Raw genomic sequence first — 17,187 nt, 5'->3', positions numbered from 1 at the left:
TTGAGCGGCATAGAAGAGACAGTCGAGGAGTTTGCAACGTATCTTGACCTTGAGGGGAAAAGTCCAAACACCGTGAGAATGTACTCCTACTACGTAAGGAAATATCTCGAATGGGGCGGGGAGCTAAAGGCCCGCTCCGCCCTCAGGTTTTTAGCGTCCCTGAGGAGGAAGGGTTATTCCAATAGAAGTCTGAATCTGGTAGTTCAGGCCTTACGAGCGTACTTTCGCTTTGAAGGCCAGGACGATGAGGCGGAGAAGTTGAAGCCCCCAAAGGTTCCAAGAAGCCTTCCGAAAGCCTTAACGGTCGACGAAATCAGAAAGCTGATATCGAGTGTTCCGCCCCTAAAAAGAAGGGACAGGTTGATTTTTCTCCTCCTTTACGGGGCCGGCCTTCGAGTAAGCGAGCTGTGCAATCTGAAAAAGAAAGATGTTGATCTGGAAAGAAAGATTATAGTGGTCAGGGGAGGAAAGGGGGCAAAGGACCGAGTTGTACCAATTCCGGACGAACTGGCGGAGGAAATAAGAAAATACCTCCTAGAAAGGGAAGACGAGAGCGAATACCTTCTCGTCGAAGTAAGGAGGAAGAAAAAGGACAAGCTGTCCCCCAAAACTGTCTGGCACCTTCTAAGAAAGTATGGGGGGAAGGCAGGGATAAAGGTAACCCCTCACATGCTCAGGCACAGCTTCGCCACCCACATGCTCGAACGGGGGGTGGATATAAGGGCCATTCAGGAACTGTTGGGGCACTCAAATCTCTCAACGACCCAGATTTACACAAAAGTTACCGTGGAGCACTTAAGAAAGGCCCAAGAGAAGGCAAGACTGCTCGAAAATTTGAAAGAAGTATGAGCTCAGTCCTCCCACGGCTCGGTGTACTTGAGAGCCCAGCCGAACTCCTCCTTGAGGATGTCTATGGCCGCACTTGGCGGTATTATGCCGCGCTCCGTTATGATAACATCAACGTATTCAGGTGGCGTAACGTCAAACGCCGGGTTCCAGACTTCTATGTTCTTCGGCCAAGTTTTTAGCTCCTCCTCCGGAATGACTTCCGTCGGGTCGCGCATCTCTATCTCGACCAGCTGGCCCAGCATCGTCTCGGGATGGAACTTGTAGGTTTCTGCCGCTATCATAGTCCAAACCCTGTGCTCCTTGGCCGTCAAAGCTATCAAGGCCGTTCCAATCTTGTTTATAACTGCCCCGTTTACGGTTATGCTGTCAGCACCCATAACGACCTTGTCGGTCATCTTCATGTAGTGCCTGGCAGCGGAGTCAACGACGTAGATGACGGGGATGCCGTAGCTGGCGAGCTCCTTTGCGGTTATTTTGCCCTGCCACTTGGGCCTTGTCTCGGTGACTATGACCTTTATGTTCTTTCCCTGCTCCCAGGCGGTCTTCATAACGCTTATGGCAGCCTTGCTGTGGCAGTGGGTCATTATAACATCTCCGTCTTCTATTCTCTTTGCTCCGAATTCCCCTATCCTTTCAATGGCCTTCTCGGAGTTGTGGATGAACTCCTTGGCCGCGTTGATAACCACAAACCTCAGCTGTTCGAGATCCGCTCCGTTGGAGTACGCTATCTTTCCGCGGTGCATAACGTAACGCAGGGCGTTGGGAAGGGAAACCGCCGTCGGTCTGGTCTCATACAGTATCTTGGCCGCCTTTTTGAGCTCATCCCACAGTTCGTCAGGCGTTTGCGCTCTGCTTTTCTCCGCTTGAAGCTGGAGTGCATACGCGGCCGATCTGGCGATCTTTCCAGCACCGCGGATCTCCATGTTTTTGATTTTTTCCGCTATCTCAAGGACATCCCTGATTACCTCACCCATGGTCACTCCCTCCATAGCTGGTAATCTGGATGTTTCCCGGGCAAGTTTATATCGTTTGCGCAGGGGAAGATTTTTAAACCGCCCACTGAACTTGTGGCGGGAAAGGGCTACGCCCAATGAATCCCGCTGATGAATGGAGGTGGGAGGAAATGGCGACTTTCAAGCTTGTGCTCTCAAACCCAAAGACTGGGATAGCAAAGCAGATAGAGATAACCGGTGAAGTGGCCGAGAAGTTCATTGGGAAGAGGATAGGAGACGAGATACCTGTGAGCGAGCTCGGCATGAACCTCACCGAGATCTTCGGCGAAGAGATACCGGAAACCGCGAAGATAAAGATCAGGGGCGGTACCGACAAGGACGGCTTCCCCATGAGGCCGGACATACACGGGCCAAGAAGGGTCAAGATTCTCCTTTCAAAGGGCCCGGGTTTCAGGCCAAAAGAAAAGGGCGAAAGGAGAAAGAAGACCGTCCGCGGAAACACCATAAGCCCCGAGATCGTACAGATAAACGCGGTCCTCGTCTTCTGAGGACCCTCTCGATTATTAAATTTTAACGTTCTTCTCCATCAGAAGGCTTTAAGAGTCCATAGATCTGCACAAGGTTAAAAGGCTGAAAGATGGCATTCTTCTAGCGAAGGGAGATTAGAGACCCGGACAGAAATTTCAGAGAATCTGGGCTGCCAGCCCATTTTGGGAAATAGTTATTAGTCTCCAGCCAAAATAAGAACCAGGTGATGTCAATGACATACTGGCTCTGCATTACCAATCGTGCAAATTGGAAAGTTATTAAGGAAAAGAACATTTGGGGCGTGCCAAGGAGGCACAAGAACACAATAGCCAAGGTCAAACCTGGTGATAGATTGGTTATTTACCTCAAGCAGGAGCGGAAGGATAAGGAAATTCTCGAGCCCAAGATTGTTGGCATCTTTGAGGTCGTTAGCGAGCCTTATGAGGATTCAACGAGGATCTTCAAAAGCCCGCCTCACCTCAACGAGACTTACCCGCTCAGGGTGAAGGTTAAGCCAATAAAGCTCGGCGAGCTCGAGTTCAAGCCGCTGATTCCGAAGCTGAAGTTCATCACTAACAAAAAGAAGTGGAGCGGGCATTTAATGGGCAAAGCCATGAGGGAAATCCCAGAGGAAGACTACAAGCTCATTGAGGCCCTTATTTCATGAGACAGCATTGCACTTTGGCCCCAGTATTTCGAGGGCAATTTCTGTTCCCGTGCTCTCTTCAATTTTGCGCAGAACTTCCACGGCTTTCTTTCCGTTTTCTGGGAGATACAAGTACAGGTCTCCAATCCTGGCAACGGCGTTCCAATGCCTATCAGAAACACGCGGGACTCTTGAAAGGTATTTACCAACCTCTGGAAAGTCGCGTATGCCTTTGTCCATCAGGAAGCGCACAACAACGGAAGTAACACTGCTCCACGCAAGTTTAAGCCCACGCCACTGCTCCCCATAACTTATCTGAACCCTGTACCATCTGCCGTTAACATTCACAAACACGGCCCGAGGAAAACAATCCTTCAAGTCTTTTCCAAAGAGTTCTCTCACAAGAACCGCCGAGGGAGGTTCCTCGACTTCCTGTGCTGAAACGTAGAGGGTTTTGAATTGATACCCTTCCTTGGATGCTTCTTGTTTGGGATAATCTTCTCCACCTGTCGGGGTGGGAGTTGGAATTTTCGCATATTCTCGCGGTATGTTAACGTATTTGAGGAGGAAATCCTTTGAAAGCCAGCGGAGCCTCTCGATAACCTCCTCCATGCTCTGGTTCATTAGATCCACGGCGAGAATGACTCTCTCCTCAACACTCTTACCCGGCTCATAAGCCTTTATCAATGCCCACTGGAGCCCGTTGGTCAGGATGCCGAGGTCTACTCCCCTGTCAAAGCAGTATCTGGCGAGCTGTCTTGCATGCTTTGAGTTAACTCTCCCGTCGGTGAATATTCTTTCCCTAACGCTTTTTGCTTCGAGAAATGCAACGGTTCTACCGTTTATCTTGAGAGCATAGTCTGGCCGGCCTTCTTCAGTTCGTGTCTCGGGCATGAGCTCATCCGGATTAAAGATGTCCCATCCGAGGGCCTTAAGAGTTGGGAGGATTACGTGCAGTTTTGTTGATTCTTCGTTGGGAATTTTAGCCTTAATCTTTTTGACCCGTTCAACGATTTCGGCCAGCTCCATAGCAAATCCCCCGATTATTACCGCGATCCAGGCCAGTAAGCCCCCAGTTCCAATCAAATCCCGGCCTTCCTTAGAATTTCCCTGTACTCCTTCTCCTTTACATATCTTCCCGAAACGGCAATGAACCTCGGTGGTTTGACGGGCTTCGGGTACTTTCTGATATTCCTCAGTCTGAGCACCATCCACGGTCTCGGCCTTCTTCCCCGCGAGTGCCACTTAGCTCTCTCGCGCTCGTATTCCCTCAGCTCCTCGGGAGTGAGGAAGAGCTCGTCTTTGTAATTCCTGATTATCTCCTCGATGTTCGTGAAGAACTCGACGCTCTCGACCTCCGCATCGCCGTGCCAGCCCTGGTCTTCCCTTGAGGCGTAAAAGATTATTTTCATGCCAGGCTGGACTTTCAGCGTAGACGGCTTCACGAAGACGGTTTTGCCCTCATCAAGTATCCTATCAAGAAACCACTTTGGGACGGGGAACGTAACGCCGACGATATTTTCCTCCATCTTTTTCACCCTCCCATTATTGCAGTTAAAGATTAAAGTCTTTGAAAACTAAAGCTTAACTCACATCTCCGCAGGGACAAAGAGAATGCCTGCAACTATGTGCGGTTTAACACCCTCAGTCCTACGCTTTTTGACTTCCTCCTTGATGGCACTGCGACGTGCCGCTATGCCAAACCGCTCAACTAGCTCCTGGCAGAGGTTTATCACCTCGTCCCTAGAAGTTCTTTTAGTTATCTTAGCCTTGAATAATGCATTTTTGAAGGGTTCATGATTCAGATAACCCCAGTACACCAAATCGCGAAGCTGGCTAAGGTACTCCTTCTCTCCGGGGTTCCTTGTTTTTTCTATTTTTTCCTCGATTTTTCTTAGGATAAGCTGTATCTTTGACGGTATCTTTGATGGTCTTTTATGGGTGTATTCCAGCTCGCTCTCCGCAATCTTTAGCAATTTCTTAAAGTCAGATAATGCCTTCTTAGCAACAATGCGGTATGTTTCCATAGCTTCACTGCTGTTGTAGGGAGGTGTATTTTCATCTAAGCCAGTATCTCTTAACAGTTGTTCTATTGGCACGTTTTGAGGTTTCCACTTACCGTCTGCAAGGTAGTAAACAAAGTATTGGGAGATCACACCATTACTGCAGACAAAGAACGCCATTGGGGCACTTATCTTGGGAACCCTTGCAATACTTCTCATTGAGTACCTCTGGATGAGTTCATTGAACCGTTTTTCATTTGCCTCTTTGTAATCCCTCAAAAGCTTCTCTGCAAACGTTGTAACAGATAATAGTGAACCGCTGAATTCATCTTCTATCTTCTCTATCTCATCAGTTCCGTAGATTGCCCTCATTGCCGACGGATTCCACTCCTCTTCCTCCTGGAGGATTTTTCCATCCGTGCCAAGGGCCCTGCTGAACTCCTGAATTCTTCTCTCGACCTTTTGGAGGAGCCCAAGGTTCTCCTCAAGCTTCCTCTCGGGGAAGAAGTTGTAAACCAAAATTTCATCGTGCTCTGTCCCTATCCTATCGACCCTCCCTATCCTCTGAATGAGCTTAATTGGGGTCCAGTGAAGGTCGTAGTTTATGACGACGTTAGCATCTTGAAGGTTGAGACCTTCGCTGAGAACATCGGTCGCTATTAAGATGTGGAGTTCCTGAGACTCCTCGATATCTTTGTAACCATTAGCCTTCGGAGCAAAGCGTCTTATTTTGTCAGCTATCCCCTTGGTGTTTGAGCTCACGTATTCCATCTTTTGAGCGATATCTTCAGGGAGCATCTTCTTGAGGCCCCGATAAATCCACTGAACGGTCTCCTCGAACTCACTGAAGACGAGGACTTTCTTGCCTTCCTGCCTCAGTCTTATTATCTCTTCCGCGAGTTTCCTTAGCTTTGGGTCTTTCTCAGAGTTGTTCTCAAGGTTCTCCTTGAGAGGCCTGAGTCTCTTCTCCATTAACTCTAAGATTCCCACATCATGCTTCAAATCCTCAAGGAGTTTACTAACCCTAAAGGCGCCTGCCTTGTATGTGACTTCATTCTTTAGCCTGTAGTTTCTGATGAAGTCCCTCACTTCTTCCTCGCTGAGAACCCGTTCTCGGTTTCCATTGATCTTTCCGAGGAGAACGTCGTCAAACTCGTCTCCCGCAGGTATGAAACCGTTTTTGACAAAATTAATGAAGTTCTTGGTCTTTATTAGATCTCTCTTCAAGGTTTGATACATTGCATACCAAGAGCTCTCTAAGCGTTTTAGATAAAGGATCCTCATGATGCCCCTGAGTCCTTTACCGGCCGAGGAGAGACTCCGATATGGTTCGGCGTCCTGAAACTGGGGGAGGACATAGCTGTAAAGGTCAAACCTGGCATAGTTCATGGAAGAGATACCTTCCAAAAGCAACTCGTAGATATCTTCCGAGTAAATCTCTGATATTGTGTACGTGAGCACTGACAGCTTTCTCTTAGGGAAACAGAGCTTTTTGTTTTTCTTTACGCGAATACAGTTGCCTTCTCCTCCGTAGAGCTTGAGAATGTCGTACCGAGTTCTTCGTATCAGTATCTCCCTGAACACGTAGGAAGGATCTATTTCACCCTTTTCTATGGCCTTTGTTAGATCATCCCATGTCTGGGGTGTTATCGGGAAGGGATGGCGTCTCTCTGGGAGGAAAAGGCGAATCTGGCTTATTATGTCCTTGTATCTCTTCCTGTATGGTGTCGCCGTCAAGAGAATAAGTCTTTTGCCAGCGACAAGTTCCTGGAGGTTTTTGTAGGATTTCGTGCTTGGATTTGAATAGTGGTGGGCTTCGTCAACTAAGACAGTTCCGACGCGTTTGATGTATTCCTCCATTTCTCGGTATTTATCAGGTGATAGCTCCCTACGGGGCAACAGACCGGATGAAAACACTCTCCCAGGAATGTTGTATTCCCATAATAATCCTTCCCAATAGCGGACAAGACCAGGGGGTGCTATTACTGCGACTTCCCTCGAACGGCCGTGGAGGAGATCAAGTAGGGAAAAGTGCTCCAAAAGCGCCAGTCCTATGTAGCTTTTACCTAGACCCACAACGTCACTTATCAGAACCCCTCCATACTTGTTAACGATGGATATCGCTCTCATAACTGCATCCTTCTGGAATGGATAGAGCACGTTTTCCAGCTTCCTCAAGAGAAACCCTGTATCTCGCTCCAGTATCTCTTTGTAGAGCTCATACAGACCCCTAATAAGGACCTCCCATGGCAACGGCAAATTACCAGGAACCTGACCTGCCCAGCTGCTTTCGATTATCTCAAGGAGCTTTGAGTTAAATGGCAGGGCCTCCTCCCAGATCTTATCGTACCACTCTTTAAGACTTTCAAAGTGAGTTGACTGTACGATGGCATTTAATTCGGTGTTGCCTGAGAACCCCGCCAGCGTAAAGTTGCTCGAGCCCACGAGCCCTATTCTAGTGACTGACGGCCTTGATGGATAGAAGAGATAAGCTTTGGCGTGCATGAACTCCTTGACGTAGATTCTAATCTCAAGTTTATTGTTTAGGATCCATTCCATAAGCCTTCTTAAGAAGAGCTCGTTCTCCTCGGTCTGCTCCATGAAATTAGTGTTTTTCTCGATGTCCTCGCTCTGCCGGTCAAGATTTGTCTCAACGCTCTTCTCGCGGCGCTTTATTTTCTGGAGCGCCTCAAGGGAGTGATAAACCATGCTGAGCTGCTCAAAAGTTTCCCTGTTCGTTTGATTGCCTATTACTATCCTCATCTTACCTCCATTCGAGAAAAACTCCTCGAGTTCGTTTTGAATCTCCCTCATGCCACTTATGAAGAGAAAGCCCACAGCGACGTCTATTCTGTTGTAGTCTCCAGAGGTCAAAACTTCTCTGAGGACGTCTATTAGTCTCACACGGTTGTTGTCAACGAGACCATACTTATCGAGAAGATGTATGGCCGATTCAGCCATTGGTTTCCACCTCAATCAAGTCCTTCAATTCGTCAATGAGATTGCCAAGTTCAAAACGTAACTCCTCAACGAAGTTCAAAAACTCTTCCTTTGAGAAGGGTTCAACGATGAGACCAATATCCCGATCTATCTCTGGTTCGATATCCACAAGGAACTTCCCCTTTTGTAGAGCCTCTATCGAGCTTCCCAAGTTCTGAGATGCCGTGGAACTTAATGCGAGATAAGTCCTGACCTTGTCCGCTATCTCATTCCTGTAATGGCTTACCTTGAGACCCCTCTGGTGAAGCTTGTAAAGGTCGTAGAGATCCCTGAGCTTGAACTCTTTTCTTGTTAGAAGGGCCCTAACTTTTTCAACTAAAATTTCCCTATCAGAATAAGCCACTAGGGAAACGGGATAATAGTTGCCGAGAAACTCAACGTACCTCTCGTACTCCTTTGGTGTGAGTTCAACACGCTTCCATGACAGGAGGGTGTGGGCCTTTAGAGTCTTTGGCCTGAATGCTAGTCTTTCAGCGTAATTTACCTCTATTTTTATCTTCTCCCTCAAGGGAGAGTAGAGTATTATTTCCCTAAACCAGCCGGGGCCAAGGAGAAAGCTAAAATATCTGTGGTTGTTGAAGTCGCTGTGACTATTGTATTGGAATTCAAGGCCCAGATCCCTGGCCACGCACTTCAGGATCTCCGCAATTCTGCCCGTTTCTTCGTTCAGGAATTTTTTCAGCCTGCTTCGGCTCATCTCTCTAAGCTCATCGCCCTGCCGGTACGCGAAGTCGAGATCCCTGCTGAAGCGATAATAACCGAGGTGGCATTTAACAAGGCATGTTCCTCCCTTGAAGACGTAGTTCTCCTTGAAGAGAGGATCCCTCTCAAGCTCCTTGAGGATTGTGTGGATTATGTAGTCCCACTCCACGAGGTCTACGGATTTTATCTTCGTTTTTCGCGATACAAACCTGGCGAAACCCCTTCTTTCGTTCTTCCGAATCTCCATGAGAAGGGACTCATCGGGCATTCTCAACCACCTTCCTTATCGACCGGGGATATCTCCTCAGATACTTCTGAAGTTTATCTTTGCTGGCCCTGTCCTGATACTCTTCCCATATCCTCAAAGCAAGTGACTTTGGTATTGTGCCATAGTTGGCGAAGTAGAGAAAGTCCAGGAGGGTCTTCTCAAGGTCTGAAAACCTGAGGGAGTCTCTGACAACGATTCCAAAGTCAAAAATGTTCTTCCTGCTCCGGATTATTCTAACAGAGATTCCATTCACGGTGATTGGCTTTGGCCTCGCTATTCTGTCATTTATCACGAAGACCGTCGTGTAGGTTTCGTGGGTGAGGCCATTCAGAATCAGGGCCGTGAAGAGGCCGAAGTACCAATTCCTCGTTAGTCTATCCATTCCCAGAGCCAAAAGTCGGTAGATCGAAGGAGAACCTCCTGTTGAAAACTCAACAGGTGTTTTCACGTAGTAGAGGCCCCGTAATATGCGAATGACGTAACCGTACTGAATCAGATAGTTAACCAGATAGTCAAGGTCCTCATTGAAGCTGGAGGCCAGTCTCTCCAGTTCCTCGCGGGTTATCGCCTTCCCCCCAAACTCTGCAAGCAGGAACTGAATGATAGGCTTCATAGTTTTCAATTTGACTAACAACCCATAAAAAGTTAGTGGTTGTTAGTTAAAATGAACTCTAGCTAACGGGGGTATCTAGTAGAATACGCGAAATCCATCAATTTCCAAAACGGCATTCATTGAACCTTTGAGAGAACTCTTTAAGCCCGTATCTGGCTGCTTTTTTGAAGCACCGCTTGTAACGGCTGTTGATTCCGAGGGCATGGTTTATTACAATGAGCCCGGAAGCCGAGTTGAACTTTCCTATTCCTTTAGCAAGCTCACGGCTGAAATCCTTTCTCTCTTTCTCGGTCTTCTGCATCTCCTGAGCAATCAGGGGGAGATAATCAGTGAGCGCTTCGATATCAGGTTTTTCTTTTTCAAAAGCCTCACTTAAACCTTCCAACAGCATAACTTGGGTTTCATCCAGCTCAAGGGCTGAAACTATCATCTTTTTATGTTTCTTGACTAGTCTCATTAATTCTTGCATGCTCTTTGTCATCTCGATGTAGTCGTTTTCAAGCTGTTTGATTATGTCTCTGGCCTTCTTTTTAGGTTCAAAGGGAGGTATCGCCACGGAGTACATGAAGAGTGCCCCAAACGCGTATGCGACATCATCCGCCAGTTTTTCAAGATCACTACGAGCTTTATCGAGCTTTTTCTGAAACGTGAGTGCGAGGGATCTTTTGAGGTTCCTTTTCCTTTCTTCTCTCTTCCGCCATTGGATAAACCTGTGAATAATTTCGAATGCTCCATAGACCTCAAGAACCAGACTGAAGTATGGCCTTAGATTCGCCGCAATAGTCCCTCCCGAGCCCGTAAAGACTTCAAATATTGCCTTGTCGAGCTCGTGCATCGAAATCCCCGTCTAACATATCATCTAACATATTAGTTATTATTGAGATGGCTTCGATTTTGAGAGGGAACTTCACTCAAGTCTCCTAAGTTATCCCTCTTCTAATGGTGTAAATGTGAACTCAACGATTCCGAATGTTCCTTCCCCAGAGTATCCTTCAAATTCATCTGGGGGGTCTGGCAGAAGGCCTGTAAATCTGTAAATTGTGTTAACTAAGTCCTCCAATTCCGAATTCGAAGTTTGACCTTTGTTGATGATATATCCACCAATTCCATTTTTTCTGAGGAACTTATAAAGCCAGAGTGCATAGCCTCCGCACATAAATATAGGTGTTTTTGAACAAAAGACTGAAACAAATGAACTTACCGGGATTGTATAATCTTTGCATGGTTGTATTGGATCCCTCCAACACTCAACTAGCTCAGGACTCGCAGCTAAATTGGGAATATCCTTGGATGTAGACATCAGTAAATATGTGAACAACCATTTAGATTTAGAAGTTATTCTTCGTGTTCTCTCCTTAGAATCCCCCCAACTTTGTCCAAAGTGGAATGAATACTTACTAGGGGTAAACAAAAATTCTTGCTGATGAGCGCTTATTTTCCAACTGTTGGTATTTTTGTTTAATTTAGCTTGCAAGAAAGACACGCGCATCTGATCAATCATCCTACTCTTGTTCTTATTATTATATTTGTAATATTTAACTACAAACAAGATGTCCCCGAGTTCTACTCGATTTTTATTGCATGGTCCAGTTTTATTGCATGGTCCAGTGTTAAAAAGCGCATAAGGCTTTTGGTGGATAACCTTAGCAAAAAGCGCATAAGGCTTTTGGGAGACGACCTTAGATCTAATCTGGAGGCGATAATACCCAGACCACGGGATCCATATTGGGTACTTGTTATTATACTGTTGGATTCTATTGATATACATCGCAACAATCTGAGGCTCACTTAATGAGGGATTTCTTAAAATCACATCCTTTAGAATTTCGTCTAATGATGCTGATATCTCATCGAGAGATGTAATACCCCTCATATTTTCACCTCAACTCTTCAGGTTTTCCCTTTGAAATGTGTTGATCATTTAGAGTTTTTGTGAACCTGGCCCCAATAACTCCTAAAACCTCCCTAACAGCCTTTTTGTATTCTTCAGAGTCAGTAGGAGGAAGCATGACTCTATTTGAATCTTCATCGATATCAAAAGAAACTTCATCACCAAACTTTTCTTTTACCCATTTGAAATCTTCTATGGTCGTCTCGTTCATGTATTGCCTCGTTACGGGATGGAGTAGCATTTTATGAAGCTGTCTGTTGGATTCTATGATCTGCTTGAAGTTTTGGAAATCTTCGTCTGTGAGAACAGATTGAAGAGTATTACATTGCTCTAGGATTTCAAGAGCTTTTCGTTTTTGATGTTCATAGACATCTAACAAAGACTCAAAGCCGCTCTTGTTCCAGATCACCCCCCAAGACGACTCTGCTTTATTGGGGTCCACATCATCAAAATTCACAACGAACACGAAGTCTGCAGAATTATCGAACTCAATTCCCTCAACGGTTTCTATGGCATTAAAGGCTAGTATCAATTTATCCTTTTCGGTTTCTTCAACGGAGTTAAGCACATCTCCCCTGTGGGCAAGACCACCTCTTAGGAAACGTTTTTTGACAACTTTAGATTTTGAAAGCCTTTTAGCATATCCAATGGCATACTGTGAACCACGGAGGAAAAATAAGTATCCCCACAAGTTACTCTCGATGTTCTTAGGCACTCTCTCCTCCTCGTAATCAGTTCTAAGAGCTTCAACAAAATATATCCAATATGGAAAGTCTTTGGAAGACAATTCAACATAACAAGGTGTCTCTTCTAAATCAGGATGATAAACCGGAATGCTCTCTGTTTCTAACCTTGAAAGAGAGGTGATGTATGCAAACAAGATTTCCTGTAAGATTTCTGCAACTACATCTGTAATCTCCGCATGGTAAAAGAGATATTTGTATTGTCTGTTTTCCCCATCTTGCTTTGGATATCTCTTGATAATGAACATCCCTGGGACCAAAATTTCTTCGTCCTTTATTGTGGGAAATTTAGACATAATTTCTGAGACATCAATTCTCACCAGATTGTCTCCTTCGGGATTAATTCTTGTTTGGTTCATACTTACTCACGCCTCCTTTGTGATGAATAAAGATGTTGGAACCTTTATCGAGTGGGTATGCCTGCAAAAATAACTCCTCATTCCTATTAAGTTTTTCCCTGGATAAGAGTATTCCATCTTTATTATTAATCGTGCATAAATAGAGATTGTACCCAAAGAGTAACTTTAGGAGCGGGTTGACAGCAAAAAGTGAGGTGGTTAAATACAGGGCAAAGATGACAGCGATTAAAATTCCAGTGGAGATTATGTCATTTACAGTCTTAATGGTCCCAATAAAAGGAACTATGTACGTGACAATAAAACCAACATATTGCTCATTAATATCCCTGTCTATCTTGACTACTATCGGCCGTCCGTTTATCTTCATCACGGACCTTATCACGGCCCACGCTATTAGGAAGATAATAACAAACACCCCTGTTCCAACAATAAGTCCCCATTTTAGGGGAAGGTTCTTTATTGAGAGTATTACAAAAAGTGGAGAATACGCTAGCAAACTTAGGATGAGTTTTGCCCACCTTTTGAGCATGGGTTCACCTCTTCCCCTTCTTCTTCGAAAACGTCTTCGCCTTCACCAGCCTCGCCTTCACGAGCTCCACAACGGCTTTGTAGACCTCAAGCTGCTCCTCCTCCGTTAATCCCAATGCCTCGAAGATGACCCTGTCAAGCTCGCGCCTGTCAGGGAGAACCTTGTCGAGGGAGACGTCCTCGGGGTTGATGTTGCTCAAGTCGCGGTTGGGCTTCGGAAGGCCGAGCTCCTCGAAGATGGACTTGATTGGACGGTTAGCCATTTGTTCGAAGGCTTGGATAACTATGTGTTTCTGAGAAGGGGATAATTTCATTTCAGTTGCGTTGAGGGAAATCAGATCCTCCATTTCATAAAGGGCATATTGCAGAACTCCCTCTCCCAGCCCTGTCCTACCAAAGAAACTAGCTATGAGAACTTCTACTGTGGAATTCAATAGTGCAATCTGGAATAGAAAATCATCAGGATTTTTTTCCCTCCCTTTAACCACCGCCCCATAGAATGTCTGATCAATTGGAATTCTCTCCGTAAAATATGCAAAGAAAAATCTATCATTAAAAAATCTATTGCATACAAAGTCAAAGTATTTAATTGAGTTGCTTGCATCATACCAATATCTTCTGCCTTGTACTGAGGAAATCTGTGGAAATGGAACTCCTTTAGCCTGCTTTCCTTGATGCCCCTTACTTGTTTGTTTTTCTCCCCATTCTATGTATGAAAGAGCATGAACCTTTCCTTCTAACTTCAATTCTTCTTTTGATTTGGGACACAGGAACAATCTAGTTGACAACGTGGATGGTTCCACGGCTAGTTTTTTGATTTCACGGGGACTCTTTAGCACAGGTACGAGAAATTCCTTCTCTATGTATCCTTCCCACCCTCTCGGATTTTTGACTGGCACTAACAGTGGGTCATCTTCATGAGTCTTCCCACAAATAGAGCATTTAGGGAACTTTACAGGATCCTTTATGGGCTCGACATAGAAGAAATCATTAATTCCTGTTTTGATCCCATATTTAATCTCAGCAATCTCCCCAAGCTTTACCAGCTTCCCCCTGCCTTTATCAAGGATCACATAGAATATCCTTGGGGCTCTAATTAGAATCCCGCCCCACTTCATGCCTTTGTATTCGCCCTGAAGGGTGTAGGTTCCAACAAGGAAGGGCTGAATCTTAAAGCCACCCATCTTTGCCAGTTCCACCGTTTTAACGCTCCTCACCCTGACGTCATCGTCCTCGTAACTGTGGACAATGCCACCAAAGACTTCAATCCCCTTCTGGTCAAAGTGCGGCTCGAGGATTTTGCTTACCAGCCTCCGGTCCACTCCCTCAAAGCCGACTTTGAGCAGGACGAAGTTGGTGAAGGACTTCTCGTCAATGAGGTTGAAGAGCTTGGAGGGCTTTCTCGTCAGGACGGTTATCACGGTGTTGACATCGGCCTGTTCGAAGCTCCTCTTCGTGTAGTCAATAACGGCCTTCAGATAAGTAGCCCTGATGAAGAACTCCTGCAAAGCTTTTCCGAAGTCAACATCGAGCCACGAGTTCGAGGTGATGAAGACCAGCGAGCCGTTAGGGTTCAGCAGGTTGACCGATTGGATGAAGAAGTACGCGTAGAGGTCGCTCCTGCCAGGCAATGAGGGATCCCCAGGATAAAGGAACTTCTCCTTCAGTATGGTCTCCATGTGGGCTTTTATCTTGTTCTTGTAGTCCTTTTTGAGTTTCTCCTGCTCCTTCTTTGGTAGCATCTGGAACTCGGCCAAATCGTAGTACTCGGGATAGATCTTCTCCTGCCTCACGTATGGTGGATTAGCTATCACGATGTCGAAGCCCCTCTTCTCGAGCATCACATCAGGGAAGTCGAGCTCCCATATGAATGGGGGCTTCTCAAGGGCCGAGAAGTCTTCGTTCTTCACTGCCTCAAGGAGTAATTTAACCTCCTTCTTCTCCTTGGCCTTTAACTCCTCCTCAAGGGCCCTCTCAAGGAACTCCTGAAGGGCACCCCACTTGGCCCTCTCGATGTCCTTGAGGGTCACGGACTTCCCGTCTATCCTCTCCCCGAGGTAGTACTTCTTCACGAGCTCTTTGTAGGCCACTATCGCCTCACTGGCACCCTTCTTGGCCCAGAGAAGCTTGAGGCTCTCCCTGAACTTCGCAAGGGGAATCTCCACTACCTTCTTCTTGCCCCCTATTTTCAGAACAAAGTGTGGCGGAGCGAGAGAATCCCCAACGGCGAGCTTTGTCTCGAGGTTGGGTAGGATTGGCTCGTTAGGAAGCTTGCCTTCACCTTCGATGAGCGCCAGCCAGAGCCTGAGCTTTGCCACCCTTATCGCCCAGTCCTTTATGTCGACGCCGTAGATGTTGTCCCTTATGATTTCGAGCTTCTTCTTGTAGGTTACCACGCTGTCCTCGGTGAGCTTCTCGTGGAGCTCTATGAGGAGGTGGTACATTCCAACGAGAAAGGCACCGCTTCCAGCGGCTGGGTCTACCACTTTAACATCGTTGAGCGCTTTCTCAAGGGCATCTATCTGCTCCCATGAAAGATCCTTTGGATTCCATTCGTAGGAAGGAGTAAACACGAACTTCATGAGGACGTCTTTATCAAGCTTAGTGTTCCTCTCGAGGTACTCGTAGACCGCCATCCTGCACATGAAGTCAACTTCGCTCCTTGGGGTGTAGAATATCCCCGAGGCCCTTCTCTCTTCCTCGCTCTCGACCTGCTCCTCCTCGGCAATTAGAGACTCGTAGATCTTGCCGAGCATGGCTGGATCGACGGCGACCTCGACCTCGTAGGGGGTCTCCTCCGTGACAGTGAAGTTGTAGGCCTCAAAGAACCCCATAACGATTTCAGTCATAAGTTTATCATCAATTTCCGTGATAACTTCGTCGAGGTTCACCCCTGCCATCTCAACCGGACTGAAGAGTCCACCGTTGAAATAGGGAACCCCGTAGATGAAGACGTCTCTAACAACGGGGGAGGGAATAGCCTTGATTTCCTCGATGTTTCTGCGGCTGTATCCCTTCCTCGGTCGGTTCATGGCGTAGAGGAAGAGGGTTCTAAGATAATCGCGGTAAAAGTTTCCACCGTATTCTTCATACTGGTCGTGGAGCCACCTGACGAAGTTCTTAACATCCACTTCATCCTTGAGGTCCTTTCTAAGGGTGCTGAGATCGACTATCCAGCCCTTCTTCTGGAGGAAGTAGACAAACATCAGCCTGTTGAAGAGAGTATGGGCGAATGTCTTGGCGGCCCTCTCAACGAAAATTTCCTCTCTCTTGGCCTTAGGAATCTCGGTGGATTCACCGGTTAGAAGGTAATCTTCAGGACAAAGAGCCCTAAGTTTGTGGCCATACCTCTCTTTAATCCAGTTCTTAAGTTCGTAGTAGTTTTTCTTGTATTCTCTAAAGAACTCCTCGGTTAAGGGTCTAATGAGCATGTATCTGTTCAGTGCGTCCTTGATTAAGCTGGCGGAGAGTGTATCATGCTTACTGAGCTCAAGGGCGACTTTGGCCATGTTCGCTGCCAGCGTTCTGAACTTTTTCTCCTCTGGGTCGATTACGTAGACGTTGAGCTTTGCGCTCTCAAGTTTTCTCTGGTAGATTGGGATGATAAGCTTCCAGTATTTGTGTTTCTGGCTTTTGGGATTTTCTTTTACATCGAGAACCAGGATGAAGTTGGCAAAGGAGATGTCGGATGAATAGGAAGTGAACTTCAGCAAGTTCTTCACGAGCTTCTGGCGATATTTAAGAGTGTCCTTCCAAGTTTCAGCATAAATAACGTAGAAGTTCAGGGTAGAATGAGCAATTGAGATTATTCTGAGCTCCCCTGTGTTTTCATCAACAAATTCATCGAGGTCATCTCTTTCGATTTCATAATCCTCGCGATCAAAGCCCCAATGCTCGAAAATCTCTCTGAAAATGTCCATAGCGTCATCAGTTGTGGTTTCAGCTTCGAGGTTCGTGAGAAGAGACTCAATAAGTCCAGCTTTTTCAGCAACATCTTTACTCTCAATGGACATCATGACAACCACTCCCATTTAGTTTTAACTCCCTGAAGTTTTTAACGTTCAGAGCTTTTAAGTTTTAAGAAAGAGACAAGAAAAACTCTCT

The 17,187-nt window shown here is 46.2% G+C and carries 14 protein-coding genes; 3 read left to right on the top strand and 11 right to left on the bottom strand.

Annotation, left to right across the window (positions count from 1 at the left end; genetic code table 11):
* Complete coding sequence (xerA, locus tag A3K92_RS02050; protein WP_088884687.1) at positions 1-849, top strand: site-specific tyrosine recombinase/integron integrase; 849 nt, start codon at positions 1-3, stop codon at positions 847-849.
* Positions 850-851: 2 nt separating this feature from the next.
* Here the strand turns inward: xerA and A3K92_RS02045 are convergent, their stop codons facing one another.
* Positions 852-1,823 carry a ribose 1,5-bisphosphate isomerase gene (locus A3K92_RS02045; RefSeq protein ID WP_088884686.1) on the bottom strand — a complete coding sequence of 324 codons (972 nt, stop codon included), beginning with the start codon at positions 1,821-1,823 and terminating at the stop codon, positions 852-854.
* A gap of 149 nt (positions 1,824-1,972) precedes the next feature.
* Here A3K92_RS02045 and A3K92_RS02040 point away from each other — a divergent pair, with 149 nt between their 5' ends.
* Positions 1,973-2,350 (top strand): 30S ribosomal protein S6e, encoded by a 378-nt coding sequence (locus A3K92_RS02040; RefSeq protein WP_088884685.1) that lies wholly within the window; start codon positions 1,973-1,975, stop codon positions 2,348-2,350.
* A 212-nt stretch (positions 2,351-2,562) separates the two neighbouring features.
* Positions 2,563-2,997, top strand: a complete 435-nt coding sequence (locus A3K92_RS02035) for an EVE domain-containing protein (RefSeq protein ID WP_088884684.1) — start codon at positions 2,563-2,565, stop codon at positions 2,995-2,997.
* On the opposite strand, the gene A3K92_RS02030 is transcribed toward A3K92_RS02035, so the two are convergent.
* From A3K92_RS02030 to A3K92_RS01985, 10 genes are all read right to left on the bottom strand, one after another.
* Complete coding sequence (locus A3K92_RS02030) at positions 2,992-4,005, bottom strand: type I restriction endonuclease (RefSeq protein ID WP_088884683.1); 1,014 nt, start codon at positions 4,003-4,005, stop codon at positions 2,992-2,994. The two genes, A3K92_RS02035 and A3K92_RS02030, sit on opposite strands and share 6 nt — an antisense overlap.
* A gap of 53 nt (positions 4,006-4,058) precedes the next feature.
* A complete protein-coding gene (locus A3K92_RS02025) occupies positions 4,059-4,505 on the bottom strand; it encodes a DUF365 domain-containing protein (RefSeq protein WP_198361963.1) in 447 nt (148 codons plus the stop codon).
* Positions 4,506-4,565: 60 nt separating this feature from the next.
* Positions 4,566-7,940 carry a helicase-related protein gene (locus A3K92_RS02020; protein WP_088884682.1) on the bottom strand — a complete coding sequence of 1,125 codons (3,375 nt, stop codon included), beginning with the start codon at positions 7,938-7,940 and terminating at the stop codon, positions 4,566-4,568.
* Entirely contained in the window at positions 7,933-8,949 is a 1,017-nt protein-coding gene (locus tag A3K92_RS02015; protein ID WP_088884681.1) for a nucleotidyl transferase AbiEii/AbiGii toxin family protein, read from the bottom strand. The genes A3K92_RS02020 and A3K92_RS02015 overlap by 8 nt, the downstream gene beginning before the upstream one ends.
* Positions 8,939-9,562 carry a type IV toxin-antitoxin system AbiEi family antitoxin domain-containing protein gene (locus tag A3K92_RS02010; protein WP_088884680.1) on the bottom strand — a complete coding sequence of 208 codons (624 nt, stop codon included), beginning with the start codon at positions 9,560-9,562 and terminating at the stop codon, positions 8,939-8,941. The genes A3K92_RS02015 and A3K92_RS02010 overlap by 11 nt, the downstream gene beginning before the upstream one ends.
* 97 nt (positions 9,563-9,659) lie before the next feature.
* Complete coding sequence (locus tag A3K92_RS02005) at positions 9,660-10,397, bottom strand: hypothetical protein (RefSeq protein WP_088884679.1); 738 nt, start codon at positions 10,395-10,397, stop codon at positions 9,660-9,662.
* Positions 10,398-10,487: 90 nt separating this feature from the next.
* The gene (locus A3K92_RS02000) at positions 10,488-11,435 is read right to left on the bottom strand and encodes a hypothetical protein (RefSeq protein ID WP_088884678.1); all 948 of its coding nucleotides are present in this window, start codon (positions 11,433-11,435) and stop codon (positions 10,488-10,490) included.
* Between the two features lie 4 nt (positions 11,436-11,439).
* Positions 11,440-12,516 (bottom strand): hypothetical protein, encoded by a 1,077-nt coding sequence (locus A3K92_RS01995; protein WP_157722408.1) that lies wholly within the window; start codon positions 12,514-12,516, stop codon positions 11,440-11,442.
* A gap of 19 nt (positions 12,517-12,535) precedes the next feature.
* On the bottom strand, positions 12,536-13,084 hold the full coding sequence (locus A3K92_RS01990) for a hypothetical protein (RefSeq protein ID WP_088884676.1): 549 nt from the start codon (positions 13,082-13,084) through the stop codon (positions 12,536-12,538).
* A 4-nt stretch (positions 13,085-13,088) separates the two neighbouring features.
* Positions 13,089-17,114, bottom strand: coding sequence for an Eco57I restriction-modification methylase domain-containing protein (locus tag A3K92_RS01985; RefSeq protein WP_232460889.1), 4,026 nt, complete (start codon positions 17,112-17,114; stop codon positions 13,089-13,091).
* Positions 17,115-17,187 lie beyond the last annotated feature (73 nt).

Origin of the sequence: Thermococcus gorgonarius (assembly GCF_002214385.1) — an archaeon.
GTDB classification, from domain to species: domain Archaea; phylum Methanobacteriota_B; class Thermococci; order Thermococcales; family Thermococcaceae; genus Thermococcus; species Thermococcus gorgonarius.
This window is presented reverse-complemented; position numbering and strand designations above follow the sequence as displayed.